Annotated in this window: 18 protein-coding genes, 1 tRNA gene and 4 pseudogenes; 8 read left to right on the forward strand and 15 right to left on the reverse strand. The window is 59.5% G+C overall.

Annotated features, from left to right (window positions below; translation table 11 throughout):
• Position 1: 1 nt before the first annotated feature.
• From ihfA to NL123_RS10305, 5 genes and pseudogenes are all read left to right on the forward strand, one after another.
• Entirely contained in the window at positions 2-304 is a 303-nt protein-coding gene (ihfA, locus tag NL123_RS10285; protein ID WP_002553164.1) for an integration host factor subunit alpha, read from the forward strand.
• Positions 285-641 (forward strand): MerR family transcriptional regulator, encoded by a 357-nt coding sequence (locus NL123_RS10290; RefSeq protein ID WP_010209127.1) that lies wholly within the window; start codon positions 285-287, stop codon positions 639-641. The genes ihfA and NL123_RS10290 overlap by 20 nt, the downstream gene beginning before the upstream one ends.
• A gap of 90 nt (positions 642-731) precedes the next feature.
• Positions 732-808, forward strand: a tRNA-Pro gene (locus NL123_RS10295).
• Between the two features lie 341 nt (positions 809-1,149).
• Positions 1,150-1,749 (forward strand): annotated as a pseudogene (locus tag NL123_RS10300) (PAS domain-containing protein); the annotation flags it as partial.
• Positions 1,750-1,902: 153 nt separating this feature from the next.
• Positions 1,903-2,337 (forward strand): annotated as a pseudogene (locus NL123_RS10305) (methyl-accepting chemotaxis protein); the annotation flags it as partial.
• A gap of 64 nt (positions 2,338-2,401) precedes the next feature.
• Here the strand turns inward: NL123_RS10305 and NL123_RS10310 are convergent.
• The 10 genes and pseudogenes from NL123_RS10310 to oxdA form a co-directional block, all read right to left on the reverse strand.
• Positions 2,402-2,992 carry a TetR/AcrR family transcriptional regulator gene (locus NL123_RS10310; RefSeq protein WP_494357695.1) on the reverse strand — a complete coding sequence of 197 codons (591 nt, stop codon included), beginning with the start codon at positions 2,990-2,992 and terminating at the stop codon, positions 2,402-2,404.
• An 11-nt stretch (positions 2,993-3,003) separates the two neighbouring features.
• Positions 3,004-4,644 carry an AMP-binding protein gene (locus tag NL123_RS10315; RefSeq protein WP_494357696.1) on the reverse strand — a complete coding sequence of 547 codons (1,641 nt, stop codon included), beginning with the start codon at positions 4,642-4,644 and terminating at the stop codon, positions 3,004-3,006.
• Positions 4,645-4,715: 71 nt separating this feature from the next.
• Positions 4,716-4,949 (reverse strand): annotated as a pseudogene (locus tag NL123_RS10320) (methyl-accepting chemotaxis protein); the annotation flags it as partial.
• Positions 4,950-5,051: 102 nt separating this feature from the next.
• A pseudogene (locus tag NL123_RS10325) lies at positions 5,052-6,002 on the reverse strand (PAS domain-containing protein); the annotation flags it as partial.
• Positions 6,003-6,019: 17 nt separating this feature from the next.
• Entirely contained in the window at positions 6,020-7,267 is a 1,248-nt protein-coding gene (locus NL123_RS10330; RefSeq protein ID WP_248482754.1) for a GTP-binding protein, read from the reverse strand.
• On the reverse strand, positions 7,264-7,926 hold the full coding sequence (gene nthB / locus NL123_RS10335; protein ID WP_248482752.1) for a nitrile hydratase subunit beta: 663 nt from the start codon (positions 7,924-7,926) through the stop codon (positions 7,264-7,266). The genes NL123_RS10330 and nthB overlap by 4 nt, the downstream gene beginning before the upstream one ends.
• Positions 7,927-7,967: 41 nt before the next feature.
• Complete coding sequence (nthA, locus tag NL123_RS10340) at positions 7,968-8,570, reverse strand: nitrile hydratase subunit alpha (RefSeq protein ID WP_494357697.1); 603 nt, start codon at positions 8,568-8,570, stop codon at positions 7,968-7,970.
• Between the two features lie 79 nt (positions 8,571-8,649).
• The gene (locus NL123_RS10345; protein WP_494357698.1) at positions 8,650-10,164 is read right to left on the reverse strand and encodes an amidase; all 1,515 of its coding nucleotides are present in this window, start codon (positions 10,162-10,164) and stop codon (positions 8,650-8,652) included.
• 118 nt (positions 10,165-10,282) lie between these two features.
• Positions 10,283-11,152 carry a transporter gene (locus tag NL123_RS10350; RefSeq protein WP_248482747.1) on the reverse strand — a complete coding sequence of 290 codons (870 nt, stop codon included), beginning with the start codon at positions 11,150-11,152 and terminating at the stop codon, positions 10,283-10,285.
• Positions 11,149-12,216 carry an aliphatic aldoxime dehydratase gene (oxdA, locus tag NL123_RS10355; RefSeq protein ID WP_494357699.1) on the reverse strand — a complete coding sequence of 356 codons (1,068 nt, stop codon included), beginning with the start codon at positions 12,214-12,216 and terminating at the stop codon, positions 11,149-11,151. The genes NL123_RS10350 and oxdA overlap by 4 nt, the downstream gene beginning before the upstream one ends.
• 521 nt (positions 12,217-12,737) lie before the next feature.
• Here oxdA and NL123_RS10360 point away from each other — a divergent pair.
• Complete coding sequence (locus tag NL123_RS10360; protein WP_248482743.1) at positions 12,738-13,673, forward strand: AraC-like ligand-binding domain-containing protein; 936 nt, start codon at positions 12,738-12,740, stop codon at positions 13,671-13,673.
• A gap of 334 nt (positions 13,674-14,007) precedes the next feature.
• Here the strand turns inward: NL123_RS10360 and NL123_RS10365 are convergent, their stop codons facing one another.
• From NL123_RS10365 to NL123_RS10385, 5 genes are all read right to left on the reverse strand, one after another.
• The gene (locus NL123_RS10365; protein ID WP_248482741.1) at positions 14,008-14,307 is read right to left on the reverse strand and encodes a superinfection immunity protein; all 300 of its coding nucleotides are present in this window, start codon (positions 14,305-14,307) and stop codon (positions 14,008-14,010) included.
• Positions 14,308-14,516: 209 nt separating this feature from the next.
• Positions 14,517-15,761 carry an OprD family porin gene (locus NL123_RS10370; protein ID WP_494358293.1) on the reverse strand — a complete coding sequence of 415 codons (1,245 nt, stop codon included), beginning with the start codon at positions 15,759-15,761 and terminating at the stop codon, positions 14,517-14,519.
• Between the two features lie 100 nt (positions 15,762-15,861).
• Complete coding sequence (locus NL123_RS10375; RefSeq protein WP_248482737.1) at positions 15,862-17,166, reverse strand: CitMHS family transporter; 1,305 nt, start codon at positions 17,164-17,166, stop codon at positions 15,862-15,864.
• Positions 17,167-17,294: 128 nt separating this feature from the next.
• Entirely contained in the window at positions 17,295-18,608 is a 1,314-nt protein-coding gene (locus NL123_RS10380) for a dicarboxylate/amino acid:cation symporter (protein ID WP_248482735.1), read from the reverse strand.
• A 43-nt stretch (positions 18,609-18,651) separates the two neighbouring features.
• Complete coding sequence (locus NL123_RS10385) at positions 18,652-19,734, reverse strand: 4-oxalomesaconate tautomerase (RefSeq protein WP_248482733.1); 1,083 nt, start codon at positions 19,732-19,734, stop codon at positions 18,652-18,654.
• Between the two features lie 165 nt (positions 19,735-19,899).
• Here NL123_RS10385 and NL123_RS10390 point away from each other — a divergent pair, with 165 nt between their 5' ends.
• Together NL123_RS10390 and NL123_RS10395 are read left to right on the forward strand one after the other, a co-directional pair.
• Complete coding sequence (locus NL123_RS10390; protein ID WP_071492172.1) at positions 19,900-20,790, forward strand: LysR family transcriptional regulator; 891 nt, start codon at positions 19,900-19,902, stop codon at positions 20,788-20,790.
• Positions 20,791-21,075: 285 nt separating this feature from the next.
• Positions 21,076-21,750, forward strand: coding sequence for a GntR family transcriptional regulator (locus NL123_RS10395; RefSeq protein ID WP_494357700.1), 675 nt, complete (start codon positions 21,076-21,078; stop codon positions 21,748-21,750).
• The last annotated feature ends 61 nt before the right edge of the window (positions 21,751-21,811 follow it).

Genomic DNA, 21,811 nt, shown 5'->3' on the forward strand with positions numbered 1-21,811 from the left:
TATGGGGGCTTTGACGAAAGCTGAGATGGCGGAACGTCTGTACGAAGAGTTGGGTCTGAACAAGCGCGAGGCCAAGGAATTGGTCGAGCTGTTTTTTGAAGAGATCAGACACGCTCTGGAAGACAACGAACAGGTCAAATTGTCCGGTTTCGGCAATTTTGACCTGCGGGACAAACGCCAGCGGCCTGGCCGCAATCCAAAAACGGGAGAAGAAATCCCGATCACGGCTCGCCGTGTGGTCACCTTTCGTCCAGGGCAGAAGTTGAAGGCCCGAGTTGAGGCTTATGCTGGAACCAAGTCATAACGACGAGCTACCCGTCATCCCAGGCAAACGCTACTTCACCATTGGTGAAGTCAGCGAGCTCTGTGCGGTAAAACCGCACGTGCTGCGCTATTGGGAGCAGGAGTTTCCTCAACTCAACCCCGTCAAACGCACCGGGAACCGTCGGTATTATCAGCGCCAGGATGTGCTGATGATCCGACAGATCCGCGCGTTGCTCTACGACCAGGGGTTCACCATCAGCGGCGCGCGCCAGCGTATGTCCGGTGATGAAGCCAAAGACGACACCACCCAATACAAACAAATGATCCGCCAGATGATCGCCGAACTCGAAGATGTGCTGGTGGTTCTGAAAAAGTAATTCCGGCTTTTAAAATACTTCCACATTTCAAAAGCTTGCGGTATATTCCGGTTCGCTTCGTCAAGAAGCAAACCCAGTAACACGCCTAGTCGGGGCGTAGCGCAGTCCGGTAGCGCACTAGCATGGGGTGCTAGGGGTCGAGTGTTCGAATCACTCCGTCCCGACCATTATTCCTGAGTAAAATCAGACTCTTAAGCCGATCAACTAGATCGGCTTTTTTGTGCCTGCGCAAAACTCCCCGGTGATTTCGCTGATGTTCAGGTCCGCAACTGCCTTGGACCAGATGATTTCCTCACGGGGCCAGCGGTCATTCTTGGTCCACGCCCTCAATTTGTGCCATGAGACGCCGATACGATAGGTATGACCCAAGAGGCGACTTCCTATGTTCAATGCAAGCCTTAAGAAACAGCTTCAATCTCAGAACAGTGAACTGTTAGAGCTTCGCCAACTGCGCGATGGCCTGGATCGTGAAATGCTGACGTTAAGTATCGATCCCTCATTTAACATCATGGCCTGCAACGAAAACTTTGGAAATACGCTGGGCTATGCTCCGGATCGGCTTGTAGGTCGCCCCATGGCCGAGATTGTTCCCCAGTACGTCTCCAAGCTGCCGTGCTTTCATAACTTTCGAGCTGCAGTGGCCGCGGGGAAGTCGATCAGCGACGATTACAGATACCTTCATGCCGATGGTTCGTTGGTGTGGATTCATGCACATTGGCAGCCCATCATGGACGCGAGCGGCCAGCTGAGCCACATCACTTGCTACGCGACAAACATTACGTCCCGAGTAGAAAAAGCCTCGGAAAATGCCTCATTCATCGAGGCGTTGTTACGTTCTACCGCGGTGATCGAGTTTGATCTCTCTGGGCATGTACTGACGGCAAATGATCAGTTTTTACAAGCCATGGGCTACAACCTGGGACAAGCAAAAGGGAGCCATCACCGTGTTTTCTGTAAACCGGAGCTGACTTCGTCCCAGGAGTACAAGGACTTCTGGGCAAAGCTGAACAGAGGTGAGTTTGTCGCTGGCCGGTTCGAACGTATAGACAGTCGCGGACAAACGGTGTGGCTGGAGGCAACCTACAATCCGGTTTACGACACCGAAGGCAATCTTTGCAAAGTAGTGAAGTTCGCGACGGTAGTGACCGATCAAGTGGACCGTGAGCATGAAGTGAGCGGGGCAGCCCAAACGGCATTTGAAATATCTCAGCAAACGGATGTCAGCGCTCAACGAGGCGCAGTCGTCGTCAACGACACGATGCATACCATGCGTAAAATCGCGGTTGATATGCAGGCGGCCTCTGGGGGAGTAGAAGCGCTGGGCAAACAGTCATTGTTGATCAGCTCAATTATCCAGACGATTAGCAGCATCGCGCAGCAAACCAATCTTCTGGCTCTGAATGCGGCGATTGAAGCGGCTCGCGCAGGTGAGCAAGGTCGAGGATTTGCCGTTGTGGCTGATGAGGTTCGACAATTGGCTGGACGGACCAGCACAGCGACTGAAGAAATCGCGTCGGTTGTCTTGCAGAATCAGAAGTTGGTCGATGAAACCGTCGCTGAGATGGCAAACAGCAAGTCCCAAGCCGAGCAAGGCCTTGAGCTTGCCACTCAGGCAGGCCAGGTGATTGTTGAAATTCAGGACGGTGCCAAGCGGGTGGTCGACGCCGTTGGCAGGTTTGCGACCCAGGTGGCTTAGCCCGCGGGACGGTTCGCCAAAGCTGGGTGGGTCTATCATCACCCAGCGCAGCGCATCTCGCCGTTCAGGGCGACGTGTTGGAAGGAAGCGCGTTTATCGCGTGTAGTACTGCTTCGGCGATGGTCTTTGCGATCACTCGACGCTCAGCGTTATCGATCATGGGGCTCAACCATGCAGGCAGGCTATTGAGCATCGGCAAAATGGCTGTGAGCGCACACTCGCGCAACGGCCCGCCAGGCTGATGGCAAGCCTGGTCGACCCATTTTATGAATTCTGCCTCATAGGCAAGCTTCAATCGCTCAACGCGTGCCTGCATTGCTGCGCCTAGACAATTGGCATCCATGACGGCCAACTTGAAGTGCACAGTCATGTGGTCATACAGTTGGATGTGAGCGTCGATCAGTGTTGTCAGGCGTTGCGCGGGCGTCAATCTTCGCGTTTTGATCAAATCAACATGCGACAACAACGCCTGATACAGCTCCATCAGCCATTCAAACAGCATGGCCTCTTTACTCTCGACGTGATGATAAACCGCTCCCGGGCTTATGCCGATATGCGCCGCCAATTCACGCACGCTCACTTGGCTGAAACTGCGCTCCTTGAACAACTCCAGGGCTCTGCGCTGAAACTCCCTTCGGCTCAGCACAGGAACCATCCGCCCGTGAGTCATGTGTCGAGTGCCTGCTGTTTGGCTATTTCCTGGCTGCGCAGAATGAACCGCTGCAGCTTTCCACTTGGCGTCTTGGGTAGTTGTTCGACGAACTCGATTTCCCGCGGGTAAGCGTGTGCAGCCAGGCGCTCTCGCACGTGCAGGCGCAGGACTTCCGCCAATTCGGCGCTGGGCGAGTACTGGCCATTCAATACGATAAATGCCTTGATCAGCTCGGTGCGCTGCGGGTCGGGTTTGCCGACCACGGCGGCCTCGACCACCGCCGGGTGTTCGATCAGCGCGCTCTCGACATCGAAAGGTCCGACGCGATAGCCCGAGGTGGTGATCACGTCGTCGTTACGGCCGACGAAGCTGATACTGCCATCGTCATTCAACTCCACAATATCGCCGCTCAAGTAATAGCCGCTGACAAAGGCTTTGGTCGGCATCGCGAAGTAGCCCTTGAACCAGCACAGCGGCGAACGTTCGCGGTCCACCGCCAGCACGCCTGGCTGGCCAGTCGGCAATTCCCGGTGGGCGTCATCCAGCACGACAATGCGGTATCCCGGCATCGCATAACCGGCCGATCCCTCACGTATCGGGTGGTCTAGCCCATGGTGATTGCACAGCACCATGCCGATTTCGGTCTGGCCATAATGGTCGTGGATGACCACGCCGAGCTGTTCGGCAAACCAGCGGATGACATGCGGGTTAAGCGGCTCGCCGGCGCTGCTGACGATACGCAGGTGACCACGCACGGCGTCGGCGAACGCGTCCCCTGCTGCGATCAGCAGGCGATAGGCCGTCGGTGAGCCGGCCAGGTTGCGGATTCCGTATTTCGCGATGATCCGGCAGGTACTCTCCACCGAAAACGGCCCGTCATAGAACAATGTGGCATGGCCGCATGCCAATGGACCGGTCACCGCGTAATACAGGCCGTACGCCCAGCCAGGGTCGGCGAGGTTCCAGAACGGGTCTTCCTCACGCAAGTCGATGGCATCACGCATATAACCCTTGAAGGCCAGGAGAGCGCTTAAAGGCACTTCCAGCGGCTTGGCCGGCCCGGTGGTGCCTGAGGTGCACATCAGCAAAAAAGGCGCGCTGGCATCCAGCAACGCGGGCGCGCACTCGGCGTGTTGACGATCCAGCGCGCTCCAGAAATCGTAATCGCCTGGGGTCCATGCATGATCGCCGGTCACCAGGATGCGTGGGCAGTCGGGGATGTCGTCCAGCTTGGAACGGTTGTGCACGTCGGTCACGATCCAGCGTGCCTTGGAGCAGCCCAATCGCTGCTCGATCGCCTTTGGACCGAACGCGGTAAAGAGCGGCTGGTAGACTGCGCCGATACGCCAGGTGCCCAAAATGGCGATCAACAGTTCAACCGTGCGTGGCATCAGGCCCGCGACACGGTCTCCGGGCTTGACCCCCTGTTCCCGCAGAAAGTTGCCGAAGCGCGCAGCGTGGGCTTGCAGTTCGCTGAAACGGTAGTGCGTGGCGCGGCCATCCCGCGTTTCGCAATACAACGCCACGGCATTTACGTCGGCGTGTCGGTCGCAGCATTCGACGCAGGCATTCAAGGCATTCAGCTCGCCCTGTAAATCCTGCGCGGCCAAGCGTAAAAAATCGAAGGAGCTCACTGCTGAGTTGTAATCGCGCATAACGTACCTGATTGTTATTGTTGGAATATGTGCGTTGCCCACGCCCGCAGCGCGGGGGCACGTGGTTAGCCGTCTATCATCTCGGCCGCCTGTTGGGTCGCCTGGCTGGTGCGGGTGGCCAGCTTGCGCACTTCATCGGCGACCACCGCGAACCCGCGCCCGGCCTCGCCGGCGCGAGCCGCTTCGATGGCGGCATTCAACGCCAGCAGGTTGGTCTGGCTGGCAATGCCCTGGATGGTGGCGACAATCTGCGTCAGCTTGCTGAGGGTCTCCTGCATCACCCGATGCTGTTGCGCCTGCGTTTCGCGCATCGCACTTTCTTCATGGTGGGCATGGATATCGGTAATGGCGCCCACCACCCTCTGCGGGGAGCCGTCCGGGGCGCGACGTGTTTGCCCGCGGCCGCGAAACCAGCGGTAGGTGCCGTTTTTGTGTTTGAGTCGATAGTCCACGTCAAATGGGGTCCGGCCGCTGCGGTCGTCCACATGGGCGACAAAGGCTGCGATGGCCCGAGCGCTATCGTCGGGATGCAGGCGTGAGGTCCAGCTTTCCAGGGTGTTGGGGAACTCCTCAACCGTGCTGCACCCCAGCAGCCGGCGCATTTGCGACGACCACCAAATGGTGTTTTTCGGGTTCGCCGGGTCGCCCGCTACCACCTCGATGTCCCAGAGCCCGTCATGCAGCATCTCCCGGGAAATATCGAAACGGGTGGCCGCCAGTTCGAGCGTTTCGTTGTGCAGGCGTTGTTCATGAATGTCACGTACGCTGCCACCGATGGCGACCGCGAGGCCCTGCGCATCACGCCGCGACTCACCGCTGATCCTGCACCAGCGATAGTCGTCGCCGGTTGCAGGCTTTATCCGCACGTCCAACGCAAAGGGTGTACGCCCGCTGCGATCGGCCAGATGCCGGGTAAGCGCCTCCCGATGCGCTTGCTGGTCAGCCGGGTGCAACTGTTCACTCCAACGGCCCAGTTGATCAACACCCTGGGGCTGGATCGACGCCGACCCCATCCATTGCAGCGCACAGTCCGGCGCAGGGGCAGTGGTTCCATCGAGTTCCAGCGCCCAAAACAGTTCACCGGCGCCCTGGGTGATCAGGGTCAAGTGCGCTTCCAGTTGGCGCAATTGTGTGTCGCGGCCGGCCAGGCGCTGATCCAATCGGGCGACTTCCAGGCCCAATGCGCGTGTTTGGTCCTTCAGGGTTCGCCGCTCCTGCAGCAGTTGGTCTACGCCGGCCAGGATGCGGCGCAATATCGGGTTATTCGACGACAGCGGCGTGCTTGCCTGGTCAGGCTGCTCCAGCCTGTCGGCGAGCGGCGTCAGTACCCAGCGGTGGGTTCGGCTGAAAAAGAGCATGGAACACCTCTACCTCGTCAAATGGATTCAGCCTGCCTGGGAGCCGACAGGGCCTGTGCATCAAAGGCCGCGGCCCCCGGCAGGGCTCGCCAGGCCGACGGTCCGGCGGCGATTTCTTCGGCACTGAGCAGGCAGTTGTCGAGCTCACGCTGCAACGCGTGGGTATCGAGATCCTGGCCGATGAACACCCACTCCTGCCGACAGTCGCCGACGATGCTGTCCCACTTGGCCATGATGCTCTGCAACCGGTATTCATCCCGCGGCCACTGCGACTGCTCGATGAAGTTCCACCAGTGCCCAACATAGTCCCACTGGAACTGCGCGCCGCTTTGCGCCAGCAGGCCGGTTTCCAAGTGCCGGCTGGCCAGCCAGAAATAACCTTTGCTGCGTAACAGGCGTCCGTTGCTCCAGGGCTGTTGGAGGAAATCGAGCAAGCGTTGTGGGTGGAAGGGCGCGCGTTCGCGGTACACCCAGGACGTCACGCCATAGGTGTCCGACTCGGAGGCCGGAGCGTCTTCAACCTCCATTTTCCTCATCCAGCCCGGCGACGCCGCAAGGCTGGGCAAGTCAAACAGATAGGTGTCGAGGAGGCGGGTCAACTCAACCTGGCCGTGGGCCATCGGTATGATCCGCGCCGTCGGGTTAAGGCCTGCGAGGACCGCCTGCACGGCCTGATAACCCGGCTCGTCGATCAGGTCCCGTTTGTTGACGAGAATGACGTTGGCGTACTCCACCTGCTCGATCAGCAGGTCCGCCAAAGGGCGTGCAGAGGTGTTCTCCTGTGTATCGTCGCGGGCCACGGTGTCCGGTGACGCGAGCAACGCCTGAAAACGGCTGCCATCGACCACCGTCACCAGGGTGTCGAGCCGTGCCAGTTCGCTGAGGCTGAAGCCTTCAGCGTCAAGGAAGGCGAACGTCTCGGCGACCGGCATTGGCTCCGAGATGCCCGTGGATTCGATGAGCAGGTAATCGAAACGCTGCTGACGCGCCAGGGCACTGATCTGTTCGAGCAGATCGGCGCGTAGCGTGCAGCAGATGCAGCCGTTGCTCATTTCGATCAGCTCATCGCGACCACGGTGCAGCGACACGTCGCGCTGCACCTCGGCGGCATCGATATTGACGTCGCTCATATCATTGACGATGACCGCCACCCTCAGGCCTTCGCGATTGCGCAGGATATGGTTGAGCAGCGTGGTCTTGCCGGCACCGAGGAAGCCGGAAAGCACCGTCACCGGCAGTCGGCCCGCCTGGGTGCCGTCCATCATACGTTCACCGCTCGAGGGGCATCGACGTGGTCCAGGTAGCTTTCGAACAGATCGACCACCACGAAGCCGTCATCTGCTGCATCGCCCCACAGGTCTTTCACCGCAAACTCCACATGGTAGGTCGGCTGATGCGCCGCGCTGGTATCGCCATGGCCGATCGCGTCCGGGAACGGCCATTTTTCCGCAGTGCGGTGCAACACCACGCCTTGCTTGCCGCGCACATAGGCCGGCATGCGGATATGCCCGGCCACGTACTCGTCGCGCACGACCACGCGGTCGCCGACCTCAAACGGAGCGCGACCGGTGATCGCCGCACGCCCTCCCGCCTGTGCCGGATTTGCCAGCTTGAAGTGAGAGCCCAAAGCCTGGTCGAGCTCCGCCTGGGTGATGACGCCCGTTTCGACCAGCAAGGTGGCGGTTGCGATGACATAGCGTTCGTAGTACTGGGTGCCGACATGTTGGCGTACGTCCAGGCGTTCGACGGCATGACGCACTTCGTCCACGCTGAACTTTTTCAAATGATCGGCCCCGACGAACATCAAGCTGTACGCCAGGTGCTCCCAGTCCTGCTTGAATACCTGTTTGTAGTCCAGGCTATTGATGGTGTGAGGGACTTTGCCAAAGCCTTGGAAACCGCCGAGATCGTGAAAGCCATCCATAATAGAAACTCCGGGAGTTGAACGATGATGCGTGGTTTTTCTCAGCCAACGCAGGGCAGGGCGACGCCGATCAGCACGTCTTTGGTCACGAGTGCCTGAAGCTGCTCTTCACTCATGTGTTCGGAACCTTCAGGCCTTAGCGGCAACACCAGGTAGCGGGTTTCGGCGCTGGTATCCCAGACCTTGACCACCACGTCGGTTGGCAACTCCGTCCCCAGTTCGCGTAGCACGGTGCGCCCCTCCCGGACCAGGCGGGCACGAAACTCGAAGCCCTTGTACCACTCGGGTGGCAGGCCGAGCACCGGCCAGTTGGTGCATGAGCACAGGCTGCAGACAATCACGTTTTTTACCTGTGGCGTGTCTTCCAGCGCGACGATGTATTCGCCCTGCGGGCCGGTATAGCCGAACTGGGCACATGCAGCGGTGCCGTCCTTGAGCAACAGCGCCCGGAACTGCGGATCGACCCAGGCCTTGGCGACCACCCGGGCGCCGTTCTCCGGGCTCCAGCCGTGCTCCATCAATTGCGTGAGTTGCTCGACGTAGCCCTCTGGAATCAGGTCCTTGCTCTTGAGGACCTGGAACAATGCCCAGGCCCGTTCACCGGGGGTTGAAGTGCTCGCAGGCGTGGAAGTAGATGGACTCATGGGGTATCTCCTGTCAGTCATCGCGGTTGTGGAGTGGTTGAAACGTGCCGGTCTTTCTTATTGTTTTCAGGTTGGGCGCTCAGAGCGTGCGCCAGTCCACCGCGGCTTCGAACGCCGCCGCGGCCTGGTAGATCGTGCCTTCGGCGTAGTGCCTGGCGACCAGCATCAACCCGACGGGCAGCCCGTCCACCAGGCCGCAGGGAATCGACATGGCCGGATGCCCGGTGATGTCTTGTGGCGCGGTATTGCCGATCATTTCCAGGGCGCGGGCCACGTATTCAGTGATCGCGCAGCCCGCCGGCGGGTGGGGCTGGGCAGTGATGGGCGTGGTCGGCATCACCAGCAAGTCATAGCTCTGCAAGGCCTTGTCATAGCCTTGCCGGGCAAAGCGGGCGAGGTTCTGTGCCTTGGCGTAATACCGCCCGTTGTAGTGGGTCAGGCCGTACTGCCCGACGAACATGCACAGCTTGAGCGACGCGGATAATTGGTCCGCCTGCTCGCGCCAGCCGGCCTGTTTGTCCAGCAGGCCGACGTCATACAAGCCTTTCCAGTTAAAGCCTGCGCCGTTGCCATGCATCATCTGCATGGTCAGGCCTTCACAACCGATGGGGTGCCACAACGAACCTGCCAGGTTGTGTTCGGGAACGGACACTGTCTCGACATGGGCGCCCAACGCCTCGAGACGGGCGACAGCGTCGCGCACCTTGTCCGCCACGCGCGGATCCTGATTGGCCAGCGCGAACCCCTCCTGCAACACACCGATCCTGAGCCCGCTCACCCCCCGCGCCAGATAACTGCAATAGTCATCGACCTGAGGCGCCGCCTGGCGTGGGTCGAGGCCATCGGAACCGGCCATGGCCTGCAGCATCAGCGCGTTGTCGTGCACGTTGGCGGTGATGGGACCGACATGATCAATCGTCGCTTCAATCGCCATGATGCCGGTGTAGGGCACCAGGCCATGGGTCGGTTTCATGCCATAGGTGCCGCAGAAGGCCGACGGGATGCGGATGGAGCCGCCTTGATCGCCGCCCACGGCGATGTTGACTTCACCGGCGGCGACCAAGGCCGCGCTGCCCGATGACGACCCGCCGGCGGCATACCCGTGACGATGGGGGTTGTGTACCGGGGCTGGGTCAGAGGTATGGCTGCCGCCCGACAGGCAGTAGTGTTCGCAAGTGGCTTTGCCGAGGATGGTCGCGCCGGCATCGAGCAGACGTGTGACCACGGTGGCATCGAAACCCGGTACAAAACCTTCCAGCGGTGCGGCGCCGTTCATCATCGGGACGCCGGCCAGGGCGATGTTGTCTTTGAGCGCGACGGTTTTACCGGCCAGCAGGCCGCCACGGGCGCCATTCACTTCAGTCCGGTAGTACCAGGCGTTGAGCGGGTTTTCCTTGGCCGAGGGGCGATAGCCTGAGCTGCGCTCGTAACGTATCGGCGGAACGAAATCACACAGTTCGTCGACCAGATCGTATGCATCGAAACTTGGTTGCATCAGATCCAGATAGGACGCTGCCTGTTCCTGGGTCAGTCGCATGTTCAACTGGGCCGCGATGGCTAACAGCTGATCCAGCGTGGGACGAGTAATGGCCATGATTTTCCTGTCTTTTTATCGATTCAGTCCGGGTGGTGATGTACACCAAATTAGGCGTCTATCACCGTATTCGCATGGTTGAGCAGGACACGCACTTGGCTGAAAAGGACAGCGGCATTCAGAACACTTTCAAGACGCGCAGATTCAGGCGCGCGCCTTCCTTGAAGCCTTGCTCCACCTCGATATCCCTGCCGAGCTGCGCCTGTACCTGCAATGTGGGATCAATAAAGTGCGTGACTGTGAAACGTGCGTAGGACGTCGACACGCCATCGTGCTGGTCAACGCCGTCGATGCTGGTTGCGGCCCCGGTGACATAGCCTCCACCGAGGGCGAACGTGGTGCTTGGGGTCCAGTTGTAGCGCACGGCGGCCTGGTACTCGTAGCGCGTGTTTTCTTCGAGTTTCGCGCTGCTGGTACCGTAGTCGTGATTGGTCGAAACCCAGGACACGTCGGCGACGGTGTCCAATGCCCACTGCGCTGAGAAGTGGTGGATATAGGCCGCTTGTAACGTTGCCCGCCAGCGGTTCTCGCCCAGGTTCAAGGCGTCGTTTTTGTCGTAGCTGCCCACGGGGATGTACAGGTAGGGGGCCAGGGCAAACACATCCTTGTTGGCGGTGGGGAGTGTCCACTTGAGCGGGGCGGTGAGAATCGGGTCACCCAGGCCATGTGCATCACCCAGCGCGCCGACGTCGCCAGAGGCGTTCATGTAGCCGAACGGCAGCAAGATCTGCGGTTCCCATGAAAGGTTTTCGCCAAGGCCTATGGCATGGATGTAACGCAGGATGCCTACGTCGGAGCTGAGCTTGGCGTTGTCGGAGGTTCGATGGCCGTTCTGATACAGCTCGGACCGGTTGGCGTGCTGGTAGTAAAACAACACCGCATCGGCCCCGGCGGGCAGCGGTTCGAAATCCCCCGGCGCGACCTCGAGGGCCTGGCTTTTGGCAAACGGCAACATCCCCAGCACCAACACGACTCGACTCAATTTCATGGCCGTTCTCCTTGTGCGGCAGCGGCATCGCGCAGCATTCCGGTGTGCGCATGGCAGTTGATGTACTCGAAGATCTGGCTGTTGGCGTCTGACACTGACACTTCGTGGTACAGCCGCAACTTTTTCAAACCGGCGGCCACGCGGAAGAACGTCACGAAAATACGCAGGTGGGTCGGGTGGGATTCGGCCCAGCGCTCGAGTTTTTCCACCGAGCGCCAGTGTCCGATGTTGTAGCTGATGTCGAGAAAATTGCCGTCCAGGTCGATATTGCGCACGAACCGGTTGCTGTAGCAGCCCAACGGCTGGCCGTTGTCACGCAGGAAGTCCATGCCGTCCTGCAACGTCGGTAGAATTTCGTCGAGGTACAGCGAGCGTTCATCCGCCTCGGCGTCCGCCCAGTCCTGGCCGGAACGAATCAGCGTGAGGTTGTCATGCCCCAGCACCACCACCCGGCCGCCCCTGGCAGGATCACCGCTGATCACTTGCAGCTCACTCGTGGGCTTCATCCAGTCGGTCTGGGAGATCGCAAAGCGGTCGCGCATCGAGCCCCAGTAACCGTGCTCTTCGATTTCGCCACTGGTCTTGTCCATGACGGCGCCGACACCAGGTAGATTGTCCTGGAAGGCGTACAGTGTCTCGAACTGCTCGGCGCGCGGTGCGCTGATTTCACGAAAATAGCCTAGCCCGTCATTGAGGCGATCCTGGGAGGCCCACCAGTCGTTGACCGCAGCACAGCGCAACCAGCGGCAGTGAGCAGCCGGGTCTTTCCAGTAGCCGACCACGATCAAGTTATCAAAGCCGCTGTTGTCGGTGTGGTGGGTCACGTCATGGGTCTGCGGGCCATCGGCCAGGCTGAAGCTGCCGACGATGTGACGCATGGCCTGGAGCGCGACTTCGCGTTGCGCTTCCCCTCGGTACTGCACGCCGAGGTAGGCCATCACCACCTGTTCCAATTGCTCGTCGGCGCGTGCAACCCACATGGCAAAGGGCGGCTGGTACTCGTCGGGCACGCGGCGCGACAGGGTGCGTGGGCATCTGAGATGTGTGTCGATTGCAGATTCCATGTTGAGCTCCTCGTTATTTTCGTTCAGGCCTACGGGTGGGCATCAGTGCTTGGGCGACGGGTCGCGCTTGGCGGTCTGTCGTCGGCGCAGCAGCTTCATGGCCCCCCACTCGATCAACCAATAAGCCGACTCTTCAGGCACGAGGTCGCGCCTGTGCAGGAGCCAGGAGGCATCAGCCAAAGGGTGTGAACAGTGTCGATGCATGGCGTGCCTCATCAGCGGGGGTTGAGCTGCTGTGAGGTGGAAATTAGGCGTGACGGCGAGAGGCCGCTTGGTTCGTCGAGACAACCGTTTGGTTGGAAAAGACAACCCCGGGGGGGACCCCTCCGGTGATCGGCGTTGGTGCGCCCGTGTCGAAAGCCCAGGCCTGTTTGCCTCTTATTGGGGACGCTCGGGCGCAGGAAGTCGCTATGAGTACGTGAGGGCGACCGTCAATGTGTCTGGCCTATTAATTGCTAGCGCTGAAAAGCCGGTAACACCTTTTCGAGCTCTAACTGTATTGCCGTACCGAGGTCAGTGCCATGAATCCAAGCACTCAGTATTCGACCCTTGCTGTTGCTGCACCACGTCGCTTTGATTACTGGAAAGAAGTGGTCTGCCGCCATTGCCTGGCGGCCGATAGCAAACCCTTGTCCCAGAGCAGTTTCGATGGTGTGCTTGCGGTCAATACCTTAGGCCGTCTGGACATCTGTTCACTGTCATCGCCCCTGCATTACTGGGAGCGTTCCGCGCAACATCTGCGTAGCGGTCCGGCCGACGATTTATGGCTGGGGTTCGCCCGGAACGGTCATGGGCAAATTGAACAGAGCGGAAGAAAAGCCAGCCTGGCCACTGGCAATTTGTTTCTTTATGACGCAACGCAACCGTTCCGATTCAGCCTCGGTGGTACCGAAAATCACCTGGTGCGTATTCCGCGGGCATTGCTGACTGAACGCCTGCCGCGTATTGCGGAGCACACCGCGATGGTTCTCGATGATCGGCGGCCCGGCGTGATTCCCTTGCGTGAAATGCTGCGCCAAGCAGCGATTACCCCGGCATCCTTGCAGGATCAGGGCATCTCCAGTCGCTATTCAGAGGCGTTGCTCGACCTTCTGGTGATCAGCCTGGAACTCCAGGACCTGAAGGCCACTCACCAGGAACTGGACCTTTACGGCCGCATCATGCAGTACATCCAACGGCATCTGGCCGAGCCGGACCTGTCGATTGAGGTCATCGCTCAAGCCCACAATGTGTCCACCCGCACCGTCACGCGCGCGTTCGCGCGGTACCAGAAAACCCCCGCCGCCGAGATTTGGAGGGAACGCCTGAATGCCAGCCGTGAAGCGATCGAGCGCGGCCAGGTGCGCAGTATCTCGCAGGCCGCGCTGGACTTCGGGTTTTCTGACTTCTCCCATTTCAGCCATGCGTTCCGCAAAGCGTTCGGCGTCGCGCCTAACACCTTGTTGCAGCGAAATTGAATGATCAAGCAGGGGGAGCGCTAGCCGGCGCTCCTGGTCCTGGACATATCAATCTCAAATGTTATCTCGTCTGCAAGCTGCTGCACGCTCGAGCGGTCTGCAAGCTTGGCCAGGTTGATACCCGTTGTACAAAACATTGATTCGGTTTCTGGCGACCTGACAAAGACGGTAGCAGTCCAGCCATTGATCAGAACGCAATCGACCTTGTGCCCCGGCAGGCTCCGCTCCAGACCCTCGGTCAGCGATATTTTCTTCCAGCTGTGCATGATGACGTACTAACGTGGGTAGTGATGCACGATTGACCTGCGCCTTTTGAAGAAGTGCCAATAGGCCATCACTTTCTATCTCCGCGCTTGAGTGCATTTGCTTCGTGTTGGCGCAGTTCGGCAAGGGCCCAACGATAGGCCTTGAACCAGCCGATGACGGTCCAGCCCGCAAGGAGATTTTTCGTGAGTAAGGCACGGGGAGGATCAGGGTGGAGGAGGGCTACGCAAACCGACGGATACATGTAGAGCAGGACCGCACTGAGATAGAACAAGAAGCTGGCCGCCAGCGCTATTGCTGTGTCACCCGTGCAGATGAGATAGCTGACGGCGCATGTTGGGATGAGTATTGCCAGGCCAAATACCCTCATCGACCGCTCTCCAGAACCGCCGCTTCAGGCCGCGGCCTTGGAAGCAGTGATATCACAATGCCTTGTCCTTGAACAGGTAAGCGCTCCAGTTGAGCAGGCCATGAACGGGCAGGGTCACCGGCAGAATCAGTATTTGTTCTTGAACTGCATGTTGGGATGTCCTCACCTTAACCTGAAGGAAAGCGGCCGCAAGGGCCGCGATCGTCGACTTACCAGAGGGCAATGTCATAGGTGAGGTAGAGGCGGTTGCTATCGCGGCCCCGGGAGAATTCAGAGCGATAGACGTAGTTGCGCATACGCACCCCCAGCCCCTTGAACGTGCCGGCCTGCACCACGTAGGCCAGCTCGGTATCACGCTCCCATTCCTTGACCGTGGTCGTGGACTTGCCGTCATTGCCGCTCAGGTAGCGTGCCGAGAAGGTCAGGCCGGGTACGCCGACGGCGGCGAAGTTGTAGCCGTAGTTGAGCATCCAGGTCTTCTCGTCCTCCTCGATGAATTTGCCGATACCGGCGTTGCTGAATGAGTAGACGGTGGCGCCGCTGATGTAGGGCAGACCGGCATCTCCGCGAAGGGTCTGGTAGCCCCCTCCGACGGTATGGCCTGCGATCACGTAGGACAACTGGCCGCTGAACATGTCATTGTCGATTTTGCCCGCGTAGCCAGCGCCGCTATCAACACTGTTGAAGTAGCGCAGGTCGCTGGTCAGCACACCACCGGCCAGTGGCAGGTCGTGCTGGATGCCGGCAAAGTTCTGTCGGTAGAAGTTCTCGAGTTCCCCGTAGAAATAACTCAAGCGAAGGTTTTTGCCCCATTTGTACTCAGCCCCGGCGTAGTTGAAATCTCCCGATTTTTCCCCGCTGTAGCCGTCGGGCACGATCGGCACGCTGTTGGTGGAGTCGCGTAGTTTGAAACGGTCCAGGTGCCCGCCGGTGACGGTCAGGTTGTCGATGTCGGTGCTGCTGACCTGGGTGCCCTGGTAGGTCTGGGGTAACAAGCGTGCATCGTTGTAAATCAGCACCGGCGTCTTGGGCAGCAAGGTGCCGTACTTGACCGTGGTTTTGGCGAACCTGGCCTTTGCGGTTGCGCCGGCGCTGGCGAACTCGTCGGCCGCTCGCCCGTCATCGTGCACCGGCATGAGCCCGGTGCCACTGCGGCCGCGCCCTGAATCGAGCTTCACGCCATACAGCCCCAGGGCGTCCACGCCAAAGCCGAGGGTGCCCGGCGTAAATCCGGACTGATAGTCCAGCAGAAATCCCTGGGCCCACTCGGTACGCTCGCTTTTTGCCGTTCTGGCGGCTCGCGCACTCAAGCCGTGCTCGTCGCGAAAGTTCTCGTTGAAATACACGTTGCGCAGTTGCAGCTTGAGTTTGCTGTCATCAATAAAACCTTCGGCGTTGGCTCCTGCGACGGGTACCAGGCCTAACGCGCAAAACAAAGCCCGACGGGCATACATAGGGTTCATGGCAAATGACTCTTTGTTGTTATTTGGGGTGCAGGGCGACACGCGCCCCGTGAGCGAGGCGCGCTGAAAGACAGCAGAGGTTGTGGGTGGATCAGGTGAACAGGCTGATGGCCCCGGTCAACAAGGCCAGCGCGGTGACGACCAGCGAGGTCAGCACTGCCCATTTGACGGTGGCCTTCTGGAAGTCGCCGATATCGCGATCGACCATGCCCACCAGCAACAGGGTCGAGGCCACTAGCGGGCTCATGAGGTGGACGGGTTGCCCCAGGATCGAGGCGCGCGCAATTTCAACCGGGTCGATGCCATACGCCGCGGCGGCATTGGCCAGGATCGGCACCACGCCAAAATAGTAGGCGTCATTGGACAGCACGAACGTCAGCGGCATGCTGGTGATCGCCACCACCAATGGAAACAGGTGGCCCCAGGATGGCGGGATCCAGTCGACGAGGGTCTGTGCCAGGGCGTCCACCATCTTTGTGCCGGAAAAAATCCCGGCAAAGATCCCGGCGGCGAATACCAGCAACACCACGGTCATGGCGTTACCCGAGTGCGCCAGGATGCGTTCTTTCTGAATGTCCAATTGCGGGTAGTTGATCATCAGCGCGAGCACAAAGCCGATCAGGAACAGGATCGCGGAGTGCATCAACCCCATCACCAGGGCCGCCATCACCGCAATGACCAGCACCAGGTTGACGTAGGCCAGTTTCGGACGCTTGTGGGGGGTGTCCTCAAGAATCGCGTTGATGTAGCAATCGCCGCCACCGCTCTGCAGTTGGACATTGCCGATCCGCTTGCGCTCGGCACGTCCCAGCAGGAAGGCGGTGAAGATCACCCACAGGGCGCCGCCGATCATGGTCGGCAGCAACGGCACGAAGTATTCGCCGGCATCCAGGCCCAGCGCGGCAATAGCCCGTGTCGCGGGGCCGCCCCAGGGGGTCATGCCGCTCATGATGCTCAGCGACAGCATGGAAATGGTCGCCAGGATCATCGGGTTCATGCCGATGCGCTTATACAGCGGCAGCATCGCTGCGCAGGTGATCATGTAGGTCGTGGTGCCGTCGCCGTCGAGTGCGACCAGCAAGGACAGCAGGGCAGTGCCGACCGCGATCTTCATCGGGTCGCCATTGACCCGCTTGAGGATCTTGCGGATCAGCGGGTCGAACAAGCCTGCGTCGATCATCAGGCCAAAGAACAGGATCGCGAACAACAGCAGTGCGGCAGACGGTGCGACCATTTTCAGGCCGTCGAGCATCATCTTGCCGGTGGTGCCACCGAAACCGCCAATCACCGCGAAGACGATAGGTACAACGGTGAGCGCGACGATTGGCGACAAACGCTTCGTCATGATGAGGACGGTAAATACGACCACCATGGCCAGGCCAAGGAAAGCGAGCATAGGACGATTCTCTTGTTGTTATCGTAATAGTGGCTGACGCCGAGGCGCACGCGCCCTGATCCGCCGGGCGGCCAAAGACGCCTGGCGGAGGAGGGGTCAAGTCAGGGAGGGGCGTTGCCCGGTGATTGTTAAACGCGCTTGGGGACTTTCAGGTCTTCCCAGGCTTCTACCGGCGTCGCAGAGGGTTTTGCGTCGAGCATCCGGTGCAGCGTTTCGCGATGGCAGGCATTTTCCGATAGGGAAATCACTACCGTCGCGACGGCGTTGCTGGCCAGGCTGGTCAGGGCGCGCGCCTCGGACATGAAGCGGTCAACCCCGATCAGCAGCGCCAGGCCGGCCAACGGGATGTCGTGAATGACCGTCAAGGTCGAAGCGAGCGCGACGAACCCGCTGCCCGTCACGCCGGCGGCACCTTTGGAGGACAACAGCATGATCGCCAGCATGGTGATGATTTGCGTCAGGCTCAGGTCAATGTTGCAGGCCTGGGCAATGAAAATCGCCGCCAACGACAGGTAAATGGCCGTACCGTCCAGGTTGAACGAGTAGCCGGTGGGGAGTACCAGGCCCACGACGCCTTTCTTGCAGCCCAGCGCTTCGAGTTTTTCCAGCATGCGTGGCATGACCGGTTCCGTGGAGGACGTGCCCAGCACCACCAGGAATTCTTCACGGAAGTAGCGCAACAGTTTCCACAGGCTGAAGCCGTTGCTACGGCAAATGCTGCCCAGGATCACGAACACGAAGAAGCCGCAGGCGATGTACAAGGTCATGATCAACTTCGCCAGCGAACCCAGCGAAGTGATGCCGTACTGACCCACGGTGAACGCCAGGGCGCCGAAGGCTCCGACCGGGGCAAAACGCATCAGGTACGCGAAGATCTTGAAGACCATCTGCGAAGCGGCTTCGAGTACGTCGAGTACCGGCTTGCCACGCTCGCCCAGGGATGACAAGGCAAACCCGGATAACACCGCAATAAAGAGCACCGGCAGCACTTCCCCCTTACTGAAGGCACCCACGAAGGTTTCGGGGATGATGTGCATGAAGAACTCCACAACCCCAAGCTTTGCCGCCGACTCGGTGTACTGGGCCAAGCCTTTGGTGCTCAGTTGGGTGGGATCAATGTTCATGCCGACGCCCGGCTGGAACACGTATACCGCCACCAGGCCAATGACCAGGCTGATCACCGTAAGGCCAAAAAACAGCAGCATGGTCTTGCTGAGCAGGCGTCCGAGCGAGCGTTTGTCGCTCATTCCGGCGATGCCGGTGACGATGGTGCAGAACACCACGGGGGCAATCATCATCTTGATGAGCTTGATGAACGCATCACCCAGTGGTTTGAGTGCGATGGCCTGCTGAGCCCAGAAATGCCCAACCACAATGCCCAGCACCACGGCGCAGAGGATCTGGAAGTAGAGCGATTTAACAACTTTCATGGCATCACCCATTTTTAGAATTGTGCGGATGCAAAAATGCCAACGACCGCCGGAATTATCCGGCGAGGCGCTGTGACTCAGTGGCGTAGACGTAACCGGAGAACAGCCTGCGCGCGGTGCGTACGACGGACGCTTGAATTGTCTCACCATTGCGGCCGGTGTAGGACAATACGACATCAATCCCGCCGCTTGGGTGTTCGATACGCACCGCTTCACGACGCGGCGTGCTGACCCCGCCAAGCATCTGCGCGACGATGCTGCCTTCTATCACGCACGCGGTGGCCAGACCAATCGAGCCGGTAATGGCGAGCGCGCGGTGGCAGTTGTGCGGCATGAAATAGCGAACCTGAATCGTACCGCCAGCTTTCGCGGGCGAGACCAGCACCGGCTTGGGAATCACTTTGCCGCTGACATCGCCCAGGCCCATGGCCAGGCCGGCCTTCAGCCGCAGCGTCTCAAGGCGTCGCAGGAATTCTTTATCGGCGTCCAGTTCCGCTGGGCTCTCATCGCCACGCTTGCCCAGTTGACTGGCTTCGACGAGCACCATGGGCATGGCCATGTCGATACAGGTCACCGCAATGCCATCAATGACGTCCTGCGTGTTGCCGGTGGGAAAGAGTTTGCCCGTCTTGCTGCCGGCTGCATCCAGGAAGGTCAGTTGCACCGGCGCCGCGGTGCCGGGCACACCATCAATGGCGGTATCGCCCTCATAACTGACTTTGCCATCCGGTGTGTACACCTCGGAATGGATGAAGGTCCCGGTGTTGACGTTGCGAATGCGCACACGGGTGCGTCCGGGGGTGGCTTTGACCAGGCCCTGTTCGATGGCGAACGGGCCAACCGCACACAGCATGTTGCCGCAATTAGGTGCGCTGTCGACTCTGCGCTGCGAAACCATCACCTGGACAAACAAGTAATCAACGTCCGCATCCGGGTGCAGTGAAGGGCTGACAATCGCAACCTTGCTGGTTTGCGGGCTGCCACCGCCGATTCCGTCGATCTCCAGTTCATGACCGGAGCCCATCAGGTTGAGTAGCAGTTCGTCGCGGGCCTCGATGGACGACGGCAAATCCCAGTCGAGAAAAACCGGACCTTTGGAGGTACCACCGCGCATCAGCACACAGGGGATTCTTTGCATAATACTGACTCTTGTTGATCAATCGAGGTAATTGATGCTCTGGGAGCAAGAGTCTCAAGCTTTGAAAAATGTTTCCAATGCAAAAATTGACGTTATTATTGCGTTTGGCGAATGATAAAAGTGCGCTAAACGACTTCCCTATTTCCTTGGCTGACGAGACTGGACATGGACTATGAGCTAAACGACATCCGATCTTTCGTGAAAATCGCCGAATTGGGTAGCTTTCACGAAGCGGCCGATGCTTTGCATCTGTCTCAACCTGCACTCAGCCGGCGGATAAAAAAACTGGAAGAGGGGCTGGGCACGGCGTTGCTGGATCGCACCACCCGCAAAGTCAGCCTTACCAGCGTCGGGCGTGACTTTCTTCCCAAGGCGCGCCGGTTGCTGGATGACTTCGACGAGTCGATTCTTAATATCCGTGAACTGGCCGAACGCCAGATCGGTCGTGTAACCCTGGCGTGTATCCCTACCGCCGCGTTCTATTTCCTGCCTTCAGTGATCCGTCTGTACAACGAGCGCTATCCAAAAATCCGCATACGTCTGCTGGATTTGAGTGCGAATGAGGGCCTTGAAGCGGTACTGCGCGGGGAAGCCGACTTCGGTATCAACATGATGAGTGGGCAGCATCCGGACATTGAGTTCGTGCCATTGGTCAGTGAGCCCTTTGTATTGGCGTGCCGGCGTGATCACGAGCTGGCAGGTCGCAGTTCGGTCACCTGGTCTGAATTGAGCGATTACCGCCTTATCGGGGTAGGGCGTTTGAGCGGCAACCGCATGCTGCTCGACCACGCTCTATCGGGTTTGAGTTGGCGGCCGCAATGGTTCTATGAAGTCCAGCACCTTTCGACTTCATTGGGCCTGGTGGAGGCCGGCCTGGGGGTTTCGGCGATGCCAAGCCTGGCCATGCCGGCTGATGATCATCCCACCTTGGTCAGCGTCCCGTTGATCGAGCCAGTGGTTAACCGTTCTTTGGGCTTGGTCTACCGCCGAGGCTCATCGCTTTCGCCTGCGGCGGAAAAATTCGTCTCGATACTGCTTGAGCAATGGCCACAGTGAGCGGCCGCGTGTGGCCGTCCACTGGCGGTCATACGCATGAGTGAGCTGCCGTCTGCGAGTGAGGCATTCCCGGGCGTGCCCTCGCTTGTTACTTCTGCCCACTGATGGGGCGTTTTCTGAGCGGTTAGGTAGCGGGCTTCTGCACGATCGCTTCATGTTTTCCGGTGACGAACGGGTCTATTTCATTCGAATCAAGCGCTTGGCTCATCATGACTTCACTTGGCACACATCCTGCTTTTTCGTATCCATGGATAATTGGATACAAAAATTCAAAAGGTGCTGCCGATGCAATTTGCCCCCGCTTACGTTGACCGCCAGCCCCTCACTGCCGAGGAGGAGGCCTACAACTTCCTGCTCGATGCCATTTGCGGCGGTCGTTACCGCAAAGGCGACCGTCTGATCGCCGAAGACATCGCCAGCGAGATCGGCATGAGCCGCATGCCGGTGCGCGAAGCCTTTCGCCGCCTGGACGCCCAGGGCCTGGTGAACTTGCGGCCCAATCGCGGTGCCATCGTCAGCGGCCTGGATATCGATGAACTGCACGAAGTGTTCGAAATGCGCAGCGCCCTCGAAGGCCTGGCGGTGCGCGTAGCGGTGGGGCGCATCGGCGAGCGCCAGTTGGCCGCGCTGGAGCGCTTGCTCGACGCGATGGACGACTACCGTGACGACAGCGCCGCCTGGGTCAGTCGCCACCGTGCCTTCCACGAATACCTGTGCAGCCTTAGTGGCCGCCCGCGCCTGATGAAGCAGATCTCGGCGCTGTACTCACTGGTCGAAGCGCCGATGCGCCTGTGGTTGCAACACGGCGAAAAACCTCTCAGTGCCCGCCAGGAACACGCGGTGATTCTCGACGCGATCCGTGCCGGTGACGCCGCCCGCGCCGAAGCCGTGGTGCGCGAACATATCGAAGGCACCGTGCCGGCGCTGATCCAGTTCCTGCAAAGCGAACAACAACAATAAGAAACACCTGCTGTGTGTTGACGTTGAGTCCTGCCCCGTTAATCAACGAACTGGAGTGTCT

The organism is Pseudomonas sp. FBCC-B1565, from assembly GCF_059133265.1.

Coding starts and splice junctions, on each gene's coding strand:
- oxdA (WP_494357699.1), bottom strand. CDS start 12,216: ATGGAATCTGCAATCGACACACATCTCAGATGCCCACGCACCCTGTCG.
- NL123_RS10385 (WP_248482733.1), bottom strand. CDS start 19,734: ATGCAAAGAATCCCCTGTGTGCTGATGCGCGGTGGTACCTCCAAAGGT.
- NL123_RS10360 (WP_248482743.1), top strand. CDS start 12,738: ATGAATCCAAGCACTCAGTATTCGACCCTTGCTGTTGCTGCACCACGT.
- NL123_RS10330 (WP_248482754.1), bottom strand. CDS start 7,267: ATGATGGACGGCACCCAGGCGGGCCGACTGCCGGTGACGGTGCTTTCC.
- NL123_RS10365 (WP_248482741.1), bottom strand. CDS start 14,307: ATGAGGGTATTTGGCCTGGCAATACTCATCCCAACATGCGCCGTCAGC.
- NL123_RS10375 (WP_248482737.1), bottom strand. CDS start 17,166: ATGCTCGCTTTCCTTGGCCTGGCCATGGTGGTCGTATTTACCGTCCTC.
- NL123_RS10315 (WP_494357696.1), bottom strand. CDS start 4,644: ATGCGCGATTACAACTCAGCAGTGAGCTCCTTCGATTTTTTACGCTTG.
- NL123_RS10310 (WP_494357695.1), bottom strand. CDS start 2,992: ATGGTTCCTGTGCTGAGCCGAAGGGAGTTTCAGCGCAGAGCCCTGGAG.
- NL123_RS10345 (WP_494357698.1), bottom strand. CDS start 10,164: ATGGCCATTACTCGTCCCACGCTGGATCAGCTGTTAGCCATCGCGGCC.
- NL123_RS10370 (WP_494358293.1), bottom strand. CDS start 15,761: ATGTATGCCCGTCGGGCTTTGTTTTGCGCGTTAGGCCTGGTACCCGTC.
- nthA (WP_494357697.1), bottom strand. CDS start 8,570: ATGAGTCCATCTACTTCCACGCCTGCGAGCACTTCAACCCCCGGTGAA.
- ihfA (WP_002553164.1), top strand. CDS start 2: ATGGGGGCTTTGACGAAAGCTGAGATGGCGGAACGTCTGTACGAAGAG.
- NL123_RS10380 (WP_248482735.1), bottom strand. CDS start 18,608: ATGGGTGATGCCATGAAAGTTGTTAAATCGCTCTACTTCCAGATCCTC.
- NL123_RS10350 (WP_248482747.1), bottom strand. CDS start 11,152: ATGAAATTGAGTCGAGTCGTGTTGGTGCTGGGGATGTTGCCGTTTGCC.
- NL123_RS10395 (WP_494357700.1), top strand. CDS start 21,076: ATGCAATTTGCCCCCGCTTACGTTGACCGCCAGCCCCTCACTGCCGAG.
- NL123_RS10390 (WP_071492172.1), top strand. CDS start 19,900: ATGGACTATGAGCTAAACGACATCCGATCTTTCGTGAAAATCGCCGAA.
- nthB (WP_248482752.1), bottom strand. CDS start 7,926: ATGGATGGCTTTCACGATCTCGGCGGTTTCCAAGGCTTTGGCAAAGTC.
- NL123_RS10290 (WP_010209127.1), top strand. CDS start 285: ATGCTGGAACCAAGTCATAACGACGAGCTACCCGTCATCCCAGGCAAA.